The following is a 21,071-nucleotide window of genomic DNA, read 5'->3' as shown; positions in this document are numbered from 1 at the left end:
CGTGGCGCTTTCACCCTAGCCACGCATTGCGCAATTTATGGCGGATGTCCAGAAAACCGTGCTGATTCGCCATTCGGCGGAGCAGATGTTCGACCTCGTCACTGACGTCGCCGACTACCCCAATTTCCTGCCGTGGTGCGGCGGCATCGAGATTCGCCGTCAGGACGAAAACGGCATGGAGGCGAAGATCGACATCAACTTCAAGGGCATCAAGCAACACTTTGCCACGCGCAACTCGCAAAAGCGGCCCGAGCGCATCGACATGGAATTCGCCGACGGCCCGTTCCGCAAGTTCACGGGCTACTGGCGCTTTACGCCGCTGCGCGCCGACGCCTGCAAGATCGAGTTTGCGCTGCATTACGAGTTTTCAAACATCATTCTCGAAAAACTCATCGGGCCGGTGTTCCATCACATCGCGAACACCTTCGTCGACTCCTTTGTAAAGCGCGCCGATCAGCGCTACGGCAAGCCATGAGCGCGAATCTTTCCATCGACGTTTGCTACGCGCTGCCGGATGCGCAGACGCTCATCAGCATTGAGCTGCCGCCTGGCGCGACCGTACAGCAGGCCATAGACGCGAGCGACATCCTCGCGCGTCATCCCGAGATCGATCTGGCGAAGCTCAAGGTGGGCGTGTACGGCAAGCTCAAGCCGCTCGACACCGTGCTCGCCGACCATGACCGCGTGGAGATCTATCGGCCGCTGATCGTCGACCCGAAGATGGCGCGTCAGCGCCGCGTCGACAAGACCCGCAAGGAAGGCTCGATCGAAGGGCGCAAGTGGCTGCCCAAGGATTCTCGCTAGGGTTCGAGCCGCTCGCCACGGGGTTGCCGCACAAATGCAATGGGCGAGACAGCTAGCGCTGTCTCGCCCATTCGGCCTTTTGGGGCATCGCGCTCAGGCGGTGGTAGTGCGACCGCTTCGCTTCGCGTCGGCATTGGAGTGCGCGAGGCGGCTTTCGTTGCCGATTCCTGGCAGATCCCCGTCCGGCACGATGCCGTCACCATGCGCGGTATCTTCGGGGCCGCCCGAGTGCTGGCGTACCGACCAGCTCACGCCCGCCACCAGCAGCACGACGGCCGCGACTTCCAGTCCGCGCGGCAGCCGGTGATCATAGATAAAGCCGTAGAGCAGGGCGAACAGCGTTTCGAATGCGATCATCTGACCCGAGAGCGTGAGCGGCAGGCGCTTGGCGGCGGCGTTCCACAGACCGTTGCCGAGCCACGAGGCGCCGATCGCGAGCACCAGATTCAGCTGCCAGAACGTAGTCCAGCGGCCGGCGGCGACGGTTTCCTGCACCCAATGCGACGGCACGATGAGAATGCCGAGCCAGAGCAGCGCGCCGAGCGCGCCCGTGACCACGCCCCACAGTACGGACCACTCGTTGCCGCTGAAGTGCGCGTTGCGCTGCAGATACCGGGCGTTCTCGACCGCGAACCAGGTCCAGCACACGAGCGCGCCGACGGCGCAGCCGATGCCGGCAACGCGCGTGAGGATGCTTGCACCGCCCGCGTCGCCAGCGGCGGTGAACACGTCCACGTTGATGCAGACGATGCCGGCCGCGATCATTGCGAGCGGCCATGCGAGACGTGAAAGCGGGACGGCGCCATGGTCGCGGCGGCCGAGGAGCGTGACCGTGACGGGCAGCACGCCGACGATCAGCGAGGCCGGCGCGATGCCCACCAAATGAATCGCGCTCGCGAGAAAGAGGTAGTAAAGCACGTTGCCTACGAGCGCGAGCTTCACGAGCGCGACGAGATCGGCGCGCGTTATGCGCGGCCAGACTCGGCGCAGCATGGGCAGGAGCGCGGCGAGCGAGACAAGCCCATACATGACGTAGCGGCCTGCGCTCAGGAGCAGTGGCGAAAATTCCGCCAGTTGCCGGGGTACGACGAACACCGTTCCCCATAACGCGCCGGCGAGCACGCCGTACAACACACCACGCTGCATTTGTATTGCCTCCAGAAACTTCGGGTGACCCAATCGGGCCGCTTTAACAGAATGGCCCGAAGCTTAACTGGAGGCGTGCGTGGCCGTCTTGTTCAATCCTGCACCGTGTGCCCGATATTCGGGTCGGAGGCGTGGCGCGCCCGCACCGCGTGCATCGGCGGAGCCGGAGCGTGGAAATATTCCCGAAAACGGCGCTAAGCTACTGTTAGCGCTGATGATTTCCAGGGCGCTATCGCGTATAATCTGCTTTTGCGCCTATAGGATTTGCCATGCGTCTGATCCAGAAAGCACTCACGTTCGATGACGTGCTCCTCGTCCCCGCCTTCTCCGACGTTCTCCCGCGCGACACCAGCCTGAAGACCCGGCTGACCCGCAATATCTCCCTGAACATTCCGCTCGTGTCGGCCGCTATGGATACCGTCACGGAAGGCCGTCTGGCAATCGCCATGGCGCAGCAGGGCGGTGTGGGGATCGTCCACAAGAACCTCACGCCGGCCGAGCAGGCGCGCGAGGTCGCGAAGGTGAAGCGCTTCGAGTCGGGCGTGGTACGCGATCCGATCACGATTCCGCCGCAAATGAAGGTCGCCGACGTCATCGCGCTCTCGCAGCAGCATGGCATTTCGGGCTTCCCGGTCGTCGAAGGCGCGCAACTCGTCGGTATCGTCACGAACCGCGACCTGCGTTTCGAAACGCGTCTGGACGAGCCGGTGCGCTCGATCATGACGCCGCGCGAACGCCTCGTGACCGTCAAGGAAGGCACGCCGCTCAACGAAGCCAAGGAGCTCATGCACAGCCACCGCCTCGAGCGCGTGCTGGTCGTGAACGATTCGTTCGAACTGCGTGGTCTCATGACCGTCAAGGACATCACCAAGCAGACCGAGCACCCGGCCGCCTGTAAGGACGAGCACGGCAAGCTGCGCGCAGGCGCGGCCGTCGGCGTGGGTCCGGACAACGAAGAGCGCGTCGAGCTGCTGGTGCAGGCTGGTGTCGACGTGATCGTGGTCGATACGGCGCACGGCCACAGCAAGGGCGTGCTCGAGCGCGTTCGCTGGGTCAAGAAGAATTTCCCGCACGTCGAAGTGATCGGCGGCAATATCGCCACGGCCGACGCGGCACGTGCGCTCGTCGAGTACGGTGCGGACGGCGTGAAGGTCGGTATCGGCCCAGGCTCGATCTGCACGACGCGTATCGTGGCAGGCGTGGGCGTGCCGCAGATCAGCGCGATTTCCAATGTCTCGGAAGCGCTCAAGGGTACGGGCGTGCCGTGCATCGCCGACGGCGGCGTGCGCTACTCGGGTGACGTTTCGAAGGCGCTGGCAGCCGGCGCGAACGCTGTGATGATGGGCAGCATGTTCGCGGGTACCGAAGAGTCGCCGGGCGACGTGTTCCTGTATCAGGGCCGCCAGTACAAGTCGTACCGCGGCATGGGCTCGGTCGGCGCGATGAAGGACGGCGCCGCGGACCGCTACTTCCAGGACAACTCGGCCAATATCGACAAGCTCGTGCCGGAAGGCATCGAAGGCCGCGTTGCCTACAAGGGTCCAATCAACGCAATCCTGTTCCAGCTGATCGGTGGCGTGCGCGCCTCGATGGGCTACTGCGGTTGCCGTACGATCGACGACTTGCATGCGAAGGCGGAGTTTGTGCAGATTACTGGCGCCGGCCTGAACGAATCGCACGTGCACGACGTGCAGATCACGAAGGAAGCGCCCAACTATCACGTGGACTAAATCCCGATGAAGCCGCTGCTGCGCGTGCTGCTGATTGTCGATGCGTTGACGTTGCTAGGGTTCGGCGTGCTGTTCGTTCTCACGCCCTGGACCCTGGTCTACGACGCGTTGCAACTGGTGCAAACGCAGCCGGCACTCGTTGGGCAGGCGTTTGGTGTGGTGCTGTTGGGCTTCGCGTGGCTAGCTCTGCGCGCGGCCTTCCACGGGGAAATGACCGTGCCCGTGGGCCGCACCGTGGGGCACGTCAACTGGATTGCAGGCGTGCTGATGCTGGTCTGGCTGATCGGGCTGCATGCACCACGGCTCACAGGTTTTGGCCAATTGGTGGCCGGTGCGGTTGGCGTGTGGCTGATCATCCTCGGTCTTGGTGGTGCCCGGCTCGCGGGCGCGGTGCGCAAGCGCCAGAAAGGGCAGGCGAGCGGCAGCTCCGCGCAGCAGCGTAAGGCGGAGAGGGCGCGGCCCGAACGTCGCGACGAGCCGGTGACGTACGCGAAGCCGGGCTTTCTGAGAACGATGGCGTGGGGCGGTGCGCGTGAGGCGAAACGGCCGGCAGCGCCGGTCGAACCCGTCGTGGAAGTCCCGACCGTGACGCCCGCAGCCGTTCCGCCAGTTACGCCTCGTCCATCGACGGTCATGCCGCCGCCCGCCAGCACGGCGCAAGCTCAAGAGGCTCGCCAGACGGCTCGCGACGAAGCGGCCGACGCACCGAGGCCGCCGCTGCGTGGCTGAGGCCGCGCTCAGATCCGGCCTCCGAAACACCAGACTCAATGCGTCCAAAGCAGCGCCCGAAGCACACCCGAATTTGTGCTACCCGGTTCCGCCGTAGTGCGCTGCCTTGGTCCCGATGAATTCACGCTGCGCGCGTTTGCAATGTCGCGCGGCTTTCCGTATCCGTTCTTTTTTTAGGTCTCGTCCGCAGCCATGCACGACAAAATCCTGATTCTCGACTTCGGCTCGCAAGTCACCCAGCTCATCGCGCGCCGCGTGCGCGAAGCCCATGTTTATTCGGAAATCCATCCGTACGATGTGGACGACGCGTTCGTGCGCGAATTCGCACCGAAGGGCATCATCCTCTCGGGCGGCCCCAACTCGGTCACCGACACCGACACGCCGCGCGCGCCTCAAGCCGTGTTCGAACTGGGCGTGCCGGTGCTCGGCATCTGCTACGGCATGCAGACCATGGCCGAGCAGCTCGGCGGCAAGGTCGACGGCGGCCACCTGCGCGAATTCGGCTACGCCGAAGTGCGCGCGCGTAACCACACGAGCTTCCTCGAAGGCATCGAAGACTTCCGCACGAGCGAAGGCCACGGCATGCTCAAGGTGTGGATGAGCCACGGCGACAAGGTCACGGAAATGCCGCAGGGCTTCCAGCTGATGGCCTCGACGGAATCGTGCCCGATCGCGGCAATGGCCGACGAAGCGCGCCACTTCTACGGCCTGCAATGGCACCCGGAAGTCACGCACACGGTGCAGGGCCGCGCGATGCTCGAGCGCTTCGTGCTCGGCATCTGCGGCGCCAAGGCCGACTGGGAGATGGGCCACTACATCGACGAAGCCGTCGAAACGATCCGCAAGCAGGTGGGCAACGAACACGTGATTCTCGGCCTCTCGGGCGGCGTGGATTCGTCGGTGGCGGCAGCGCTGCTGCACCGCGCGATTGGCGACCAGCTGACCTGCGTGTTCGTCGATCACGGCCTCCTGCGCCTGAACGAAGCCGAGCAGGTGATGTCGATGTTCGCCGACAACCTCGGGGTGAAGGTGATCCATGTCGACGCGAGCGGAGCGTTCATGTCGAAGCTCGCAGGCGTGACCGACCCGGAAGCGAAGCGCAAGATCATCGGCGCGGAGTTCGTCGAAGTGTTCCAGACCGAGGCGGGCAAGCTCACCGACGCCAAGTGGCTCGCGCAAGGCACGATCTATCCGGACGTCATCGAGTCGGCTGGCAAGGGCAAGAAGGCCGCGCACACGATCAAGAGCCACCACAACGTGGGCGGTCTGCCGGAAACGCTCAACCTCAAGCTGCTCGAACCGCTGCGTGAACTCTTCAAGGACGAAGTGCGCGAACTGGGCGTGAAGCTCGGCCTGCCGCACGAAATGGTGTATCGCCATCCGTTCCCGGGCCCGGGCCTCGGTGTGCGCATTCTCGGCGAAGTGAAGCGCGATTTTGCGGATCTGCTGCGCCGTGCAGATGCGATCTTCATAGAGACGCTGCGTGACACGATCGACAAGGAAACCGGCAAGTCGTGGTACGAGCTCACGAGCCAGGCGTTCGCTGTGTTCCTGCCGGTGAAGAGCGTGGGCGTGATGGGCGATGGCCGAACCTACGAGTACGTCGTCGCGCTGCGCGCGGTGCAGACACTCGACTTCATGACGGCGCACTGGGCGCACCTGCCGCACGAACTGCTGGGTCATGTGTCGAACCGCATCATCAATGAGGTGCGCGGCATCAACCGTGTCGTGTATGACATTTCGGGGAAACCGCCTGCGACGATCGAGTGGGAGTGACAGTCTCCCGCTAGCCTGCTGGCGATCCAAAAACCCGCGTTCGGCACTTTGAGCCGGCGCGGGTTTTTTGCTTTTGGTGAGGACTGTCGGTGCCGACGAGGCGTCAATTGGCGGCTGGTTCTCTGCCGCTGATGTCATGCAACACGGAGGCCTCCCGGCATTCGCGTGCCGTACAAGGTCCAGGCTCGCGGCTGCGCAAGGCCAGGCGAACCCACGCAACGCAAGCCGAGGTATCCGAGCCTCGGCTTGCACAGGATTACGCACTCAGTGCTTGAGACACGTATCCGCGTTCTTCCACGTGCAAACGTCGAGGCCCGTGTGAACGATAGGCTTCACCGTCTTCCCTTCCGCCAGGTCGCGCATCACCATCGCCGCCTGATAGCCCATTTCCTCAGGCCGTTGTCCAACCAGCGCGTTGACCTTGTGGTCCTTGAGGGCCTGCAGCTCAGGCCCGAGCGTATCGGCTGAAACGATCACGAACTGGCCGCTGTTGATCCTGTCCATGATCGGCGCGACGACCTGCGAATACGCCTCGGGTGCGAAGAGCGGCCAGCCGCCCTCGAACACGAACGCCTGGAGCGTGTTGGCGTTCGCGGTTAGGGTGTCCTGCATCATCTGGTTCGCTTTCGCGGCGTCGTCGTTCACGTAGAGTGGGCAGGCGCTGATTTCATGCCAATTGTTTTCGCCGGCCAGCTTCTTGATGCCTTTCTTGCCCGAGAGCACGTCGCGCGTGCCCTGGGCACGCTGGTTGATGTTCTCGGCCGCGGGGTTGCCCATCACGAGGCAGATGTTGCCGCCCTTGGGCATCAGCGTTTTCAACTGCTCGCCGAGCTTCACGCCCAGCTCGTAGTTGTCGGTGCCCACATACGCCTTGCGCAGCGACTGGTCCTTCGGCAGCAGATCGGCGTCTGCGGTGATGATCGGGATCTTCGCGTTGCGGCGGCGGATCACTTCGGCAATGGCCGGCGCGTTCGACGGTGAGATCGCGATCGCCGCGACGCCCTTGGTCAGCAGGTCGTCGACGATCTGCACTTCGGCGCTTTCGTCCGCGGCTGTCGCGGGCCCGGTGTAGTAGCAGGTGTAACCCTGTTTGCTGAGCTCCTTGTTCGCCCGGTCGCAGCCCTGGTGCATGAGGTCGAAGTACGGATTGTCGAGGCCCTTCACGACCAGCGCGAGGGTCTTGTCGGCTGCGTAGGCGGAAGAGGCCAGCATGGCGAGCCCTCCGATCGCAGCAAGATACTTCCACGCCTTCTTCATGGTTTCCTCCTGTTCGGCGCCGGTTGTACGGCGCGCGTGTCTCGTACAGTCTTCGTCATCGGAAGGAAAGCCCGCGCCCGTGCTTTGGGCTTCCTGCGGAACCTTGCGTTGCTTGTCGCATTTCTCGTCGCGTTTCTCGTTATGGCTGGCGTCCGGCGGTTCCGCGTGCAGTCCGGCCGCGCCTCCCTGAATCCGTTCAGTCTCCTTGCCGCTCGCCGCCGAGCCGGTTGAACAACACGGCGATGATGATGAAGCCGCCCACGACCGTTCCTTGCCAGAACGAGTCGACGCCGAGCAGGATCAGGCTGTTGCGGATCACTTCGATGAGCGCGGCGCCGACTATCGTGCCGAAGGCGCTGCCCACGCCGCCCGCGAGATTGGTACCGCCGATCACCGTGGCGGCAATCACACGCAGTTCGTCGCCGGTGCCAAGCCCTGTGGTCACCGCGCCGAGCCAGCCCACTTCCAGAATGGCCGCGATGCCGGCCATCAGGCCGCCTAACACGTAGACCGAACAGATCACGCGCCGCACCGGCACGCCGGTGAGATTCGCCGCATGACGGTTGCCGCCGACCGCGAACACGTAGCGGCCCCAGCGCGTGAAGGCGAAGGCGAACCAGAACAGGACGCCGAGGACGATCAGGAACCAGACGGGATTGGCCACGCCGAGCGTCTTGCCGCCGCCGAGCACGAGGAGCTTGTGTCCGTCGGGTCCGAATTCGAAGATGGTCCGGCTGCCGGAGATCACGAGCGCGAGGCTGCGGCCCACGCTCAGCATCCCTAGCGTCACGACGAAAGGCTGCATGTCGAGATACGCGATGAGCAGGCCGTTCACGAGGCCGACCAGCCCCGCGGTGAGCAGCCCGAGGCCAATGCCGGCCCAGATCGGGTAGCCCGCGTTCATGGTGACGGCAAGCACGATGCCGCTTAACGCAATCGTCGAGCCGACCGAAATGTCGATGCCGCCCGTGACGATAATGGCCATCATCCCCAGCGCGACGATCGCGACGAAGGCGAAGTTGCGCGTAACGTTGAAGAGATTCTGCTGCGTGGCGAACGTCGATGTGACGAACGAAAGCAGGACGCAGGCAACGAGCGTCGCGAGCACGACCCAGAACACCTGGCTCGCGAGCAGTCCACTCCAGCGGGTGTGGGTCTTCGCGGACTGGGGATCGTCAAGCAGTGTCGGCATCGGGTTTGGCCTTTGCGGCGCATCGTTCAATTTCGGGTCTCCTGTCGGCCGCACTTAGCGCTTTAGCGCTTAGTGCGGCCCCATGCAACGCAGTCGCGCGAGTCGGCTTCAGGCGGCGGCGATGGCTCCGGTGATAAGGCCGGTGACTTCCTCCGGCGAAGACGCGGCGATCTGCTTGTCCGCCACCTTGCGCCCGCGCCGCATGACAACTACGCGCTGGGCGACCTCGAAAACGTCTGGCATGCGGTGACTGATGAGAATGACGGCAATGCCGTGCTCAGACAGGCGTTTGATGAGGTCGAGCACCTGCGCCACCTGACGCACGCTGATCGCAGCGGTGGGTTCGTCCATGATCACGAGCCGCGCCTCAGAAAGACGCGTGCGTGCAATCGCCACGGCCTGCCGCTGGCCGCCCGACATCTGCCGGACGAGATCGCGCGGGCGCGTTTCGGACTTCAGTTCCTTGAAAAGCTCGGCGGCGCGCCGATACATGGCCGCGTGATCGAGCACGCGAAAGGGCCATATGCCGATGCGCGGCTCGCGTCCGAGAAAGACATTGGCCGCCGCCGTGAGGTTGTCACAGAGGGCGAGATCCTGATACACGACCTCGATGCCCTTTGCGCGGGCGTCCACAGGCCGGCTGAAATGAACGGGCTTGCCGTCGATGAGAACTTCGCCATGGGAGGGCGGGAAGTTGCCGGCGATGACCTTCACCAGCGTCGATTTTCCAGCCCCGTTGTCACCCATCAGTCCGATCACCTGGCCCGGTTCCAGGCTCAGCGTCATGTCGGTCAGCGCTTGAATGGCGCCGAAGTGCCTGGAAACGCCTCTGAGCTCAAGAAGACTCATGGACTGTCGCGCTCGCGCTTGTGAAGCCGTCCGCTGCAGTGTCCAGGGCGGCCGGGAGACATGCTAACTAGCCTGTTTTTTAGAGCACGATGGGGCTTTTAGCAAGACTATTTCATCAGCCGGTCCTGCGCCGCCGCCAAAATAGCGGTGATGAGATAAAATTGCGTTTTCGCCGAAAGACCCCGCCAGACGGACCTGCCGCGCGTTTGTCTCAGGCTTCCAGCGGCATCGCACTTGTCCCCTTGAGTTCATCGAGACAGACGATCGACTGCACGCTGTTCACGCCGGGCGCGCGCATCAGCGTATCGAGCAGGAATTCGGATAGCGCCTTGAGATCGCGCGCCACCACCTTCAGCACGTAGTCGATATCGCCCGTCACGGAGTAGCACTCCTGCACCTGCGGCAACGTCGCGACGAGCTCCTTGAACTTCACGAGCTCACGCATGTGCCCGCGTTCCATCGTCACCTGAATGAAGGCGACCACGCCGAAGCCCAGCGCCTGCGCGTCGAGGCGCGTCTCGTAACGCCGGATCACGCCGAGTTCCTCGAGCCGCCGGTGACGGCGCAGCGTCTGCGCGGGCGAGAGCTTGATCGCGGCCGCGAGTTCGAGGTTCGAGGCGCGGCCGTGTTCCTGCAGTGCGGCAAGCAGCCGCATGTCAATCGTGTCGAGCGCGAGATTTTGCATTTATCTTGCGTGAGATGGGTTTGACGCGAGAGGGAATTGTATCAATCAGGGTTTGCCTGCGTACGAGATGAAATCATATTTTTCCGCGCCAACTATACACTGGGCGCACCCGATCGGGCTGGCGGCCAATACCGCCGCGCCTGGCAGCGCGCCAACGCAGAAGGTTGCGCGCGCAATTTTATTTCGTGGAGCGGAGCCGGCATCCTACCCAGATGTCCGGGCCCCGCGCAGATAAGCCGGAGACAGAAAGAGACATGGTTTCAAACGACATGCGTGAAAATAGCGGCCAGCTAAAACGCGGCCTCAAGAATCGCCACATCCAGCTCATTGCGCTGGGCGGGGCGATCGGCACGGGCCTGTTCCTCGGCATTGCGCAGACGATTCAGACCGCCGGCCCTTCGGTGCTGCTCGGCTACGGCATTGCCGGGATCATTGCGTTCTTCATCATGCGGCAATTGGGTGAGATGGTCGTGGACGAGCCCGTCGCTGGTTCGTTCAGCTATTTCGCCGACAAGTATTTCGGCCCGTTCGCCGGCTTTCTCTCCGGCTGGAACTACTGGGTGCTCTACGTGCTCGTGAGCATGGCCGAGCTTTCGGCGGTCGGCATCTACATGCACTATTGGTGGCCGACGCTGCCAACATGGCTCTCGGCGCTCGTGTTCTTCGTCGTGATCAACGGCATCAACCTCACGAGCGTCAAGTCGTACGGCGAACTCGAATTCTGGTTCGCGATCATCAAGGTGCTCGCGATCGTCGGCATGATCGCCTTCGGCGGCTGGCTGCTGTTTTCGGGCTCGGCGGGTCCTGAGGCAAGCGTCTCGAACCTCTGGCGCAATGGCGGTTTCTTCCCGCACGGGGTTTCGGGTCTCGTCATGGCCATGGCCGTCGTGATGTTCTCGTTCGGCGGACTGGAGCTTGTCGGTATCACCGCAGCAGAGGCCGATGATCCCTCGCATAGCATTCCGCGCGCGACGAATCAGGTGATCTACCGCATCCTGATTTTCTACATCGGCGCGCTCGGCGTGCTGCTTTCGCTCTATCCGTGGCAGAAGGTCGTGGCTGGCGGCAGCCCCTTCGTGCTGATCTTCCACGCGATGAACAGCGACCTCGTGGCCAACGTGCTCAACGTCGTCGTGCTGACCGCCGCACTCTCCGTCTACAACAGCGGCGTGTACTGCAACAGCCGCATGCTGTTCGGCCTCGCGCAGCAGGGCAATGCGCCGAAGGCGCTGCTCAAGGTCAGCCGGCGCGGCATTCCGCTGGCGGCGCTCGGCGTATCGGCGTTCGTTACGGCTGCTTGTGTGATCATCAACTACTTCATGCCGGGCAAGGCGTTCGAACTGCTGATGGGCCTCGTGGTGTCCGCGCTGATCATCAACTGGGCGATGATCAGCCTGATTCACCTGAAATTCCGCCGCGAGAAGGCGCGTGCCGGCCAGACAACCACGTTCCGCAGCCTCGGCTATCCGCTCACGAATTACGTGTGTCTCGCGTTCCTCGGCGGTATTCTCGTTGTAATGTATCTGATTCCGGATCTGCGGATTTCCGTGTACCTCATTCCGGTCTGGCTGGGCGTGCTTGGGCTCGCCTACCGCCTGTGGTGCCGCAAGTCGGCGCCGGCGCTGCAACGTGGCGTGCCGGCTCCGTAAGCGCTGATATTCGTCCCGAATTTCGTCCAGAGAGTTAAACAGCATGTTCGAACACATCGATGCCTACCCCGGCGACCCGATCCTCTCGCTCAACGAGAACTTCCAAAAGGACCCGCGTCAGAACAAGGTCAATCTGAGCATTGGCATCTACTTCGACGACGAAGGCCGTCTGCCTGTCATGAAGGCCGTTCACGCGGCCGAGGCGGCAATTCTCGAGGAGCCGGGTCCGAAGCCGTATCTGCCGATGGCGGGTTTCGCGCAGTATCGTGACGCCGTGCAGGCACTGGTGTTCGGCGCTGAGTGCCCGTCGCGTGCGGCCGGCCGCATCGCGACCGTGCAGACGCTGGGCGGCTCGGGCGCGCTCAAGGTCGGCGCCGATTTCATCAAGCGCTACTTTGCGACCAGCCAGGTGTGGGTGAGCGACCCGACTTGGGAGAACCACCGCTTTATCTTCGAGCGTGCGGGGTTCACGGTGAACACGTACCCGTACTACGACGAGGTGACGGGTGGCCTGAAGTTCGAGGCGATGCTCTCGGCCATCGACGCGCTGCCGGCGAAGAGCGTCGTGCTGCTGCACGCGTGCTGCCATAACCCAACGGGCGTCGATCTGGATCGCGCGCAGTGGGAGCGACTGATCGACGTGCTGCAAAAACGCGACCTGCTGCCGTTCGTCGATATGGCGTATCAGGGCTTCGGCGCGGGCCTCGAGGACGACGCGTTCGCGGTGCGCGAACTCTCGCGCCGCGGTGTGCCGGCGCTGGTGGCGAATTCGTTCTCGAAGAACTTTTCGCTCTACGGTGAGCGTTGCGGCGGCCTGCACGTGATCTGCGAAGACGCGGCGGCCGCCGACCGTGTGCTCGGTCAGCTCACGGGTTCGGTGCGCGCGAACTACAGCAATCCGCCGACTCACGGCGCGAAGATCGTCACGCGCGTGCTGAGTACGCCGGAACTGAAGGCGTCGTGGGAGCAGGAGCTGGCGGCGATGTGCGAACGCATTGCGCGCATGCGCGTGGCGATTCACGACGGCCTGCGTGCGCACGCGAGCGAAGCGGCGCTTACGCGCTACGTGAAGCAGCGCGGCATGTTCACGTACACGGGCTTGAGCGAGAAGCAGGTCGAGCGCCTGAAGGAAGAACTCGGCGTGTATATCCTGCGCTCGGGCCGCATGTGCGTGGCCGGCCTGAACGAGAAGAACGTGAGCGTTGTGGTCGACGCGGTCGGCAAGGTGATGAAGGACTGAGGGCAGGGCAGATCGCCCGGAAATCCTTTTAACGCCGCTGGGGTGCCGGTACAAGCCGGGCGCTCCAGCGGCGTTTTCGCATCTGAGCGTCAGAATCGCATGCCGGTGCCGCATCCACCGGCCATGCCGCCGCCGCTGCCGCCTGCCGCCCCGCAGAACACGCCGCAGCCTGAAAGGCTGGCGGTGACCAGGAGGCAGAGGGCGGTGAGGCGAAGTCGGCGCATGGCGGGTCGTTTGGGGCGGACGTGTTGTTTCATCATCGAGGGCGAAAAGGAGGGCGGCTAAAAGGACGTCATGGCGGGGCTAAGCGCTTAACCATACGCCTCGGTCGTCGCAGCCCGCCATCAGACGATTCCAGGTTTCGTCGTCCGCGCCTATTCATTCCGCATCAAACCCCCGGTCTGTCAAGCTGTAAGGAGTCGATGACACACTTGCCAGCCGCACCCGGTCTTCCAGGTCTTACCCTGATAGAATGCGTGGGCCGCAACGTAGTGGATTGCTGATGAAATTGCTTGATGCCCTCGTCGAACAACGGATTGCCGCCGCAGCCGCGCGCGGTGACCTCGACGACCTGCCCGGCGCCGGTGCGCCACAGGCGCTTGACGACGACTTGCTCGTGCCCGAAGAAGTGCGCATAGCCCACCGCATCCTGAAGAACGCGGGGTTTGTGCCGCCCGCAGTCGAACAGCTGCGAGCCTTGCGCGACCTCGATGACGACCTCGCCACCGTGGGCGACAAGGCCGCGCAATGCCGTCTGCGCGCGCGCATGCTTGCGCTCGACATGGCGCTCGAATCCTTGCGAGGCGGCCCGATGGTCGTGCCGCACGAATATCGCCGCCGCATTGCGGAGCGTCTGTCCGAGCGTGCAGCCGGCGAGCCCGGCCACCCGGCGCTCTCGGCGGGGGCGGCGTGACGGGCTCTCCCGTCCAGCCACACGCCCCTGGCGGCGAACGCGAAGAGTCGCACCCGGCTGCCAGTCTGGATGCCGGATCGGCTCCCGCCGATCCGCTCATGACGGCGTCCGCGGCCGATTCACAAACCGCTTCACAGCCCGCTTCACAGCCGGCTTCCCAACCCAATCCCGTCTCCGAGCGCGATCAGCATTTCATGCGTCTCGCGCAGGCCGCGGCCGAAGAGGCACGCGCCGCCGGCGAAGTGCCCGTGGGCGCGGTGCTCGTGCGCGGTGACGAAGTGATTGCCTCGGGCTTCAATCACCCGATCGGCGCGCACGATCCCTCCGCGCACGCGGAAATGGCGGCGTTGCGCGCGGGCGCGCACGCGCTGGGTAACTACCGCTTGCCCGGCTGCGAACTCTATGTGACCCTTGAACCGTGCCTGATGTGCGCCGGCGCGATCATGCACGCGCGTATCGCACGTGTGGTGTTCGGCGCGCATGATCCGAAAACCGGCGCATGTGGCAGCGTGGTCGATGCCTTTGCCAACGAGCAGTTGAATCACCATACAAGCGTGTCCGGCGGTGTGCTGGCCGACGAGTGCGGCGAGGCGTTGCGCGCGTTCTTCGCCGACCGGCGCCGCGCAAGCCGGGAAGCGCGCCGTGCGGCCCGGGCACAGGCCGAGCAAGCGCAGGGAGAAACCGGCGTAGCCGGTCCGAACGAACCCGCGAGCTGAATCTCACGGTTGAATCGAATTCGACATGACCATTCATCGCACCATCGAACTGATCGCACCGTCTGGTTATCCGCACGATCCGGAAGCGGTGCACCGTGCGCTTGCGCGGTTGCGGGCGCAGGGCCATCACGTCGACGGCCTGCAGGCGACCGAGCGGCGCTATCAGCGCTTTGCCGGCACGGATGGCCAGCGCGCGGCCGAACTGAACCGCCTCGCCGATCCGTCGCGCGACTTGCCGGACATCGTGCTCGCCGTGCGCGGGGGCTACGGCGCGGTGCGCATCCTGCACGGTCTCGATTACGACGGACTGCAGCGGCGCTTGAAGGACCAACCCATTGCGTTCGTGGGGCATAGCGATTTCACCGCCATTCAGCTCGCGCTGCTCGCACGCGCCGGGCTCACGACGTTCGGCGGCCCGATGCTCTGCAGCGACTTCGGCGCCGAAAGTCTTAGCAGCTTCACGATGCATCACTTCTGGGACACGCTTTCAAAACCGAGCTACACGCTCAAGGTGAACGCGCAACAGGCGCAATCGACGAATGTTTCGGGCACGCTCTGGGGCGGCAATCTGGCGGTGCTCACTTCGTTGATCGGCACGCCTTATCTGCCGCCTGTCGAGGGTGGCATCCTGTTCGTCGAAGACGTGAACGAGCAGCCGTTCCGCATCGAGCGCATGATTTATCAGTTGCACCTGACTGGCATTCTTGCGCGCCAGCAAGCACTGGTGCTGGGCGACTTCACGGGCCACAAGCAGTTCGATTACGACAACGGCTACGATCTGCGTGAAATGGTTGAGCAGGTGCGCTCCGTGGTTGGCATTCCGGTGGTGACGGGCCTGCCGTTCGGCCATATTCCGGATATGGTCACGTTGCCGATGGGCGCGCCGGCGCAACTGAACACCACCGCACATGGATTCGAGCTGACCGTGAGCGGCTACCCGTATCTGGGTTGATTCCGCACTAACACAGAAGCGCTCTCGGGCGCTTTTTTTATGGAGTCTTATGCAACTAACGGCCAAGTCCGGGCAGCGCCAGACCATGTTCACTTCACCGCTTCCTCTCTGGATTGTTGACAAAAAATGTGACCGAATTGGGGCGGAGAATCACCATGCAGGTGCTGAATTCCCCGAAATAAAGCGCATTTCACCGAGAAGAGGCATGTGAGCGCTAGCGCACTCGTGGGGATCTTCCCCAGGTTCTCCCAAAAAATTGTTGACAATATTTATGTCCAACCTAGGATACCCAACATAGAGACCTAAGCCATGCGAAAGACCGATATCGACGCCGAAGCAACCGGCATGAAGCCCGAAGCAATCGCCGCCCGAATCCGCGCGGCGATTCTCGAGCACCGGCTGCCGCCAGGCGCGAAGTTGACTGAAGCACAGTTGTGCGAAGTATTCGGCGTGAAGCGCGGCCCGATCCGTCAGGCGCTTGCGCAGCTCGCGAAGGACCATCTCGTGGATCTGGAGCCCAATCGTGGTGCGTTCGTCGCAAGCCCGACGCTGCAGGAAGTGCACGAGGTGTTTGAAATGCGACGGATCATCGAGTTGGCAGTGGTGGGGCGAATCTGCAGCGCGCAGCACGGCAACCGTCGACTGAAAAGCATCGGCGAGACGATCCGGCGCGAGCGCAAGGCTTTTGAAGGGCGCGACTTCCCGACGTGGATCAGGCTTTCGGGCGAGTTTCATACGTCGCTCGCCACGCTCACCGGCAATACGGTGCTGTGCGATTGCCTCAACGGACTCGTGGCGCGTTCGACATTGATCTCAGCGCTCTACGAATCGCCGGGACGCAGCCCGTGTTCGTTCGACGACCACGAGGCGATTCTCGTGGCGCTCGAGGCCGGAAACGAGAAAGAAGCAGTCGACCTCATGGTGCGCCATTTGCAGGGTGTCGAGCTGAGGATGCTCGACCGGCCGGCGGGCGCTTCGGTCGATTTGCAGGAAGTGTTCAGCGCTCGCGAGGCGACTTCGCTCGCACGTTGACCCGCTTCTGAGGCGGCACTGAAACGGATTGCAGTAATGGATTGCAGTAAAGCGCGGCGGCTCACGACGAACGGTGGCCGCCGCGGCTGAAAAGGATGGAGTGGGGCGCATGCAGTGCATGCGTACGGCTCATACAGGCACAGCGTTACAGGGCGCCCGCAAGCGGCGACCGGTGCAGTGCCTGCGCGGGCCCGACCATTCGGGGATATCGCGGCGGCCGCGTCCAGCGGCGGTACGCACGCGTTTCGAGGCGTTCAGGCGTCTTTTTTCCGTCGGCATATCCATCCAAGGAGCGGATCATGGCTCAGTTCAGCGCGTCACCTGGCAGTCCGGCAGTGCCCAACTTCGAATCCGGTGAAAGCAGCGAGTCCGCAGAAAACCTGCGCTTGCCGGCCGGCTACAGCGAGCGGCTCTACAACCATGACCTCGCGCCGCTCAAGGAGCAGACCTGGGGCGCGTACAACATCTTCGCTTTCTGGATGTCCGACGTGCATAGCGTCGGCGGCTATGTGTTCGCGGGGAGCCTCTTCGCGCTTGGCCTCACGAGCTGGCAAGTGCTCGTAGCGCTGATCGTCGGCATCTCCATCGTCAACGTGCTCTGCAACCTGATCGCACGGCCCAGCCAGCGTCACGGCGTGCCGTACCCGGTGGCCTGTCGTGGCACCTTCGGCGTGCTCGGCGCCAATATTCCGGCTGTGATTCGCGGCCTCATCGCCGTGGCGTGGTACGGCATCCAGACCTATCTCGCTTCGAGCGCGCTCGTGATCGTCGTGCTCAAGTTCGTTCCACAACTCATGCCTTATGCCGACGTGCACAAGCACGGCATGCTCGGGCTTTCCGCAATCGGCTGGGCCGGCTTCATGACGCTCTGGGTGCTCCAGGCCCTCGTGTTCTGGAACGGCATGGAGACCATCAAGAAGTTCATCGACTTCGCGGGGCCGGCGGTTTATGTCGTGATGTTCGCGCTCGCGGGCTACATGGTGTATCGCGCGGGCTGGCACAACATCGGCCTGAATCTCGGCGGCGTGAAGTATCACGGTGCCGAAGTGATTCCCGTGATGATCACGGCAATCTCGCTCGTGGTGTCGTATTTCTCGGGGCCGATGCTCAATTTCGGTGACTTCTCGCGCTATGGCAAGTCGCTCAAGAGCGTTCACAAGGGCAACTTCTGGGGTCTGCCGGTCAACTTCCTCGCATTCTCGCTCGTCACGGTCATCACGACGTCGGCAACGCTTCCTGTGTTCGGAGAACTGATTACCGATCCCGTCGAAACGGTCGGCCGCATCGATCACCCAACCGCTGTGATTCTCGGCGCACTCACGTTCACGATTGCGACCATCGGCATCAACATCGTTGCGAACTTCGTTTCGCCCGCGTTCGACTTTTCCAATGTAGCGCCGCGGCTCATCAGCTGGCGTGCGGGTGGCATGCTCGCCGCCGTGGCCTCGATTTTCATCACGCCGTGGAATCTGTTCAACAACCCGGCCGTGATTCACTACACGCTCGACGTACTCGGCGCCTTCATCGGACCTTTGTATGGTGTCCTGATCATCGACTTCTATCTCGTGAAGCGTGGACGTCTTGCCGTGGATGATCTCTACACAGTGTCGCCGAAGGGAGCGTACTGGTATCGCAACGGCGTGAACTGGCGTGCGGTGTCGGCCTTGCTGCCTGCGGCGGTGATCGCGGTGCTCTGCGTGATGGTGCCGACGCTCAGCGGTGCCGCGAACTTCTCGTGGTTCATTGGCGCCGCGCTCAGCGCGTTGTTCTATCGCGCGCTCACGATGGGCGAACGCGCTCGCGCAAAGGCATGAGCGGCATGCAAAACCAGGCATCGACGAAGGAATTGAAATGCGCATCAAATTGATCAATCCGAACACCACGCAGCGGATGACCGCCGCGATGGAGCAGTGCGCGCGTGCCGTGATCGCACCGGGCACGGAGGTCGTGGCGGTGAGCCCGACGATGGGGCCGCCGTCGATCGAAGGCTATTACGACGAGGCGCTCGCCACACCTGGCCTGCTCGCCGAAGTGGAGGCGGGCGAGCGCGAAGGCTTCGACGGCTACGTGATCGCATGCTTTGGCGACCCGGGCCTTTACGCGGCCCGCGAGCTGGCTCGCGGGCCTGTCGTGGGCATCGCGGAAGCCGCGATGCATGCGGCGAGCGTGCTCGCGCCTGGCTTCTCGGTGGTGACGACGCTTTCGCGCACTCGCGCAATGGCCTGGCATCTCGCGGAGCGCTATGGCATGACGCGTTTTTGCCGCAACGTACGTGCAATCGACGTGGCCGTGCTCGAGCTCGATGAGCCGGGATCGGCCGCGCGCCGTGCGATCGTCGAAGAGTGCCGCCGCGCGCTCGAAGAAGATGGCGCGGACACCATCGTGCTGGGCTGCGCAGGCATGACAAGTCTGTGCGCGCAGGTCGAGGACGCGCTGGGCGTACCCGTTATCGACGGCGTGACGGCCGCCGTGAAATGGGTGGAGGCGCTCGTCGCGTTGCGCCTGACGACCGCCAAGCGGGGCGACTTCGCGCGGCCGCTCGCCAAGCGTTACGACGGCGATTTCGCGCGTTTCAGCCCGAGCAATCCCACTCCCGTCACGGAAACGCCGCCGCCCGTGCGGCCGTTGCGCTACGGGTAAACGCGTAACGCGTGCGAGCCGATGTGGCCGCCCATCTGTCCGGCAGATCAGGCGGCCACATACACCTCGCTTGACCCGTACTATCTGAGCGTGCATATGGGCGCGTACGGGTGATTTCGCTACACTGAACCGGTCCTGTAAGCAGGTTGCGCGGACCGTCCGCCAGGTCTTGCCAAGCAGCGCCGGCTGCCGCTTCACGGCGCCTCGCCGTTGCGCGGGTATTTCGTTTCATCCTCTCTATTCGATTGATTCGACCAGCATGCCACTCGATCCCCAATATCCCCGCGATCTGATCGGTTATGGCCGGCATCCGGTGCAGGCCAACTGGCCCGGCCAAGCGCGCGTCGCGGTGCAGTTCGTGCTCAACTACGAAGAGGGCGGCGAAAACTGCGTGCTGCACGGCGACCCCGGCTCTGAGCAGTTCCTCTCCGAAATCGTGGGCGCCGCAGCGTATCCCGCGCGCCACATGAGCATGGAGTCGATCTACGAATATGGCTCGCGCGCGGGCGTGTGGCGCATCCTGCGCGAATTCGAAAAACGCGGCCTGCCGCTCACCGTGTTCGGCGTGGGCATGGCGATCGAGCGTCATCCCGAAGTCGCGCGCGCGTTCGTCGAGCTGGGTCACGAGATCGCGTGCCACGGCTATCGCTGGATTCATTACCAGGACGCGTCGCCCGCCAAGGAGGCCGAGCACATGAAGCTCGGTATGGAAGCGATCGAGCGCGTGACGGGCGTGCGTCCGCTGGGCTGGTACACGGGCCGCGACAGCCCGAACACGCATCGCCTGGTGGCTGAGTATGGCGGCTTCCTCTACGACTCCGACTACTACGGCGACGACCTGCCTTTCTGGATGGACGTGGCAGTCACGGGCGGCAAGACAGTGCCGCAACTGATCGTGCCTTACACGCTCGACACGAACGACATGCGTTTCGCGTCGCCTCAGGGCTTCAACACGGCGGACCACTTCTTCACCTACTTGCGAGACGCATTCGACGTGCTCTACGAAGAGGGCGACGAAGCGCCGAAGATGCTCTCGATCGGCATGCACTGCCGCCTGCTCGGGCGCCCTGGGCGTTTTCGCGCGCTGCAGCACTTTCTCGATCACATCGAAAAGCATGAGCGCGTGTGGGTCACGCGCCGCGTGGACATCGCGCGCCATTGGCGCGAGCATCATCCCTATCAACCGCAACAGAACGACCACCGCGGGGCCGCCGCATGAAGGCAATGCACTACACCCTCGATCAGCTGAATCAAGCCTCGGCCGACGCCTTCGTGGCGGCGCTTTCGGGCATCTTCGAGCACTCGCCCTGGGTGGCCGAAGCGGCCGCGCGGCAGCGCCCGTTTGCAAGCATCGACGCGCTGCATCGCACCATGTCCCAGGCAGTGGAAACCTCGGGCGAGGCCAGGCAGCTTGCGCTGATTAACGCCCACCCGGAGCTTGCGGGCAAGGCCGCCGTACGCGGCGAGCTAACTGCCGAATCCACGCGCGAGCAAAGCGGCGCGGGCCTGAATCAGTGCACGCAGGAAGAGTTCGAGAGGCTCCTCGCGCTCAACGGCGCGTATCGCGAGAAGTTCGGATTCCCATTCATTCTTGCTGTGCGCGGCTATGACCGCCACGGCATCATCGCGAACTTCGAGGCGCGCGTGAACAACAGCCGCGCCGACGAAATGCGCGCGAGCCTCGATCAGATTTACCGCATTGCGCGCTTCAGGTTGGATGAACTGATCGACGCGTAACGTGGCGATGCGCCCCTTGGCTTT

General features: G+C 63.6%; 20 protein-coding genes. 15 read left to right on the top strand and 5 right to left on the bottom strand.

Going from position 1 to position 21,071, the window contains the following annotated elements:
• Positions 1 to 37: 37 nt before the first annotated feature.
• On the top strand, positions 38 to 475 hold the full coding sequence (locus JMY28_RS17275) for a type II toxin-antitoxin system RatA family toxin (RefSeq protein WP_201697140.1): 438 nt from the start codon (positions 38 to 40) through the stop codon (positions 473 to 475).
• Positions 472 to 804: an RnfH family protein gene (locus tag JMY28_RS17270; protein WP_201697139.1), complete on the top strand. Its 333-nt coding sequence runs from the start codon at positions 472 to 474 to the stop codon at positions 802 to 804. The genes JMY28_RS17275 and JMY28_RS17270 overlap by 4 nt, the downstream gene beginning before the upstream one ends.
• 93 nt (positions 805 to 897) lie before the next feature.
• On the opposite strand, the gene JMY28_RS17265 is transcribed toward JMY28_RS17270, so the two are convergent.
• Complete coding sequence (locus JMY28_RS17265) at positions 898 to 1,950, bottom strand: DMT family transporter (RefSeq protein ID WP_201697138.1); 1,053 nt, start codon at positions 1,948 to 1,950, stop codon at positions 898 to 900.
• A 269-nt stretch (positions 1,951 to 2,219) separates the two neighbouring features.
• Here JMY28_RS17265 and guaB point away from each other — a divergent pair, with 269 nt between their 5' ends.
• From guaB to guaA, 3 genes are all read left to right on the top strand, one after another.
• On the top strand, positions 2,220 to 3,680 hold the full coding sequence (guaB, locus tag JMY28_RS17260) for an IMP dehydrogenase (protein ID WP_201697137.1): 1,461 nt from the start codon (positions 2,220 to 2,222) through the stop codon (positions 3,678 to 3,680).
• A 6-nt stretch (positions 3,681 to 3,686) separates the two neighbouring features.
• Complete coding sequence (locus tag JMY28_RS17255) at positions 3,687 to 4,409, top strand: hypothetical protein (protein WP_201697136.1); 723 nt, start codon at positions 3,687 to 3,689, stop codon at positions 4,407 to 4,409.
• A 192-nt stretch (positions 4,410 to 4,601) separates the two neighbouring features.
• Positions 4,602 to 6,185, top strand: coding sequence for a glutamine-hydrolyzing GMP synthase (guaA, locus tag JMY28_RS17250; RefSeq protein ID WP_201697135.1), 1,584 nt, complete (start codon positions 4,602 to 4,604; stop codon positions 6,183 to 6,185).
• Between the two features lie 264 nt (positions 6,186 to 6,449).
• Here guaA and JMY28_RS17245 read toward each other — a convergent pair whose 3' ends face one another.
• The 4 genes from JMY28_RS17245 to JMY28_RS17230 form a co-directional block, all read right to left on the bottom strand.
• Positions 6,450 to 7,442 (bottom strand): sugar-binding protein, encoded by a 993-nt coding sequence (locus JMY28_RS17245; RefSeq protein WP_236596904.1) that lies wholly within the window; start codon positions 7,440 to 7,442, stop codon positions 6,450 to 6,452.
• Positions 7,443 to 7,638: 196 nt separating this feature from the next.
• The gene (locus tag JMY28_RS17240) at positions 7,639 to 8,634 is read right to left on the bottom strand and encodes an ABC transporter permease (RefSeq protein WP_201697134.1); all 996 of its coding nucleotides are present in this window, start codon (positions 8,632 to 8,634) and stop codon (positions 7,639 to 7,641) included.
• 108 nt (positions 8,635 to 8,742) lie between these two features.
• Positions 8,743 to 9,483 (bottom strand): ATP-binding cassette domain-containing protein, encoded by a 741-nt coding sequence (locus JMY28_RS17235; protein WP_201697133.1) that lies wholly within the window; start codon positions 9,481 to 9,483, stop codon positions 8,743 to 8,745.
• A gap of 211 nt (positions 9,484 to 9,694) precedes the next feature.
• Positions 9,695 to 10,168, bottom strand: a complete 474-nt coding sequence (locus JMY28_RS17230; RefSeq protein ID WP_133186690.1) for an Lrp/AsnC family transcriptional regulator — start codon at positions 10,166 to 10,168, stop codon at positions 9,695 to 9,697.
• Positions 10,169 to 10,437: 269 nt separating this feature from the next.
• Here JMY28_RS17230 and JMY28_RS17225 point away from each other — a divergent pair, with 269 nt between their 5' ends.
• The 10 genes from JMY28_RS17225 to uraD all read left to right on the top strand — a co-directional run bounded on the left by JMY28_RS17225 (position 10,438) and on the right by uraD (position 21,047).
• A complete protein-coding gene (locus JMY28_RS17225) occupies positions 10,438 to 11,817 on the top strand; it encodes an amino acid permease (RefSeq protein ID WP_407945515.1) in 1,380 nt (459 codons plus the stop codon).
• Between the two features lie 43 nt (positions 11,818 to 11,860).
• Positions 11,861 to 13,057 (top strand): amino acid aminotransferase, encoded by a 1,197-nt coding sequence (locus JMY28_RS17220; RefSeq protein ID WP_201697131.1) that lies wholly within the window; start codon positions 11,861 to 11,863, stop codon positions 13,055 to 13,057.
• A gap of 502 nt (positions 13,058 to 13,559) precedes the next feature.
• A complete protein-coding gene (locus JMY28_RS17215) occupies positions 13,560 to 13,970 on the top strand; it encodes a DnaJ family domain-containing protein (protein ID WP_201697130.1) in 411 nt (136 codons plus the stop codon).
• 98 nt (positions 13,971 to 14,068) lie between these two features.
• Complete coding sequence (gene tadA / locus JMY28_RS17210) at positions 14,069 to 14,686, top strand: tRNA adenosine(34) deaminase TadA (RefSeq protein WP_201697282.1); 618 nt, start codon at positions 14,069 to 14,071, stop codon at positions 14,684 to 14,686.
• Between the two features lie 25 nt (positions 14,687 to 14,711).
• Positions 14,712 to 15,638, top strand: coding sequence for a muramoyltetrapeptide carboxypeptidase (gene ldcA / locus JMY28_RS17205; protein WP_201697129.1), 927 nt, complete (start codon positions 14,712 to 14,714; stop codon positions 15,636 to 15,638).
• 309 nt (positions 15,639 to 15,947) lie between these two features.
• A complete protein-coding gene (locus tag JMY28_RS17200; RefSeq protein WP_201697128.1) occupies positions 15,948 to 16,670 on the top strand; it encodes a GntR family transcriptional regulator in 723 nt (240 codons plus the stop codon).
• A gap of 299 nt (positions 16,671 to 16,969) precedes the next feature.
• Positions 16,970 to 18,484: an NCS1 family nucleobase:cation symporter-1 gene (locus JMY28_RS17195; protein WP_201697127.1), complete on the top strand. Its 1,515-nt coding sequence runs from the start codon at positions 16,970 to 16,972 to the stop codon at positions 18,482 to 18,484.
• A gap of 37 nt (positions 18,485 to 18,521) precedes the next feature.
• Complete coding sequence (locus tag JMY28_RS17190; protein ID WP_201697126.1) at positions 18,522 to 19,310, top strand: aspartate/glutamate racemase family protein; 789 nt, start codon at positions 18,522 to 18,524, stop codon at positions 19,308 to 19,310.
• Between the two features lie 259 nt (positions 19,311 to 19,569).
• Positions 19,570 to 20,529, top strand: a complete 960-nt coding sequence (gene puuE / locus JMY28_RS17185; RefSeq protein ID WP_201697125.1) for an allantoinase PuuE — start codon at positions 19,570 to 19,572, stop codon at positions 20,527 to 20,529.
• Positions 20,526 to 21,047: a 2-oxo-4-hydroxy-4-carboxy-5-ureidoimidazoline decarboxylase gene (uraD, locus tag JMY28_RS17180; RefSeq protein WP_201697124.1), complete on the top strand. Its 522-nt coding sequence runs from the start codon at positions 20,526 to 20,528 to the stop codon at positions 21,045 to 21,047. Before puuE ends, uraD begins: the two co-directional genes overlap by 4 nt.
• Positions 21,048 to 21,071 lie beyond the last annotated feature (24 nt).

It is taken from the genome of Paraburkholderia hiiakae (assembly GCF_904848665.1).
Taxonomy (GTDB): Bacteria; Pseudomonadota; Gammaproteobacteria; order Burkholderiales; family Burkholderiaceae; genus Paraburkholderia; species Paraburkholderia hiiakae.
The sequence above is the reverse complement of the archived record's forward strand: the minus strand, read 5'-3'. Positions and strand labels throughout refer to the sequence as shown.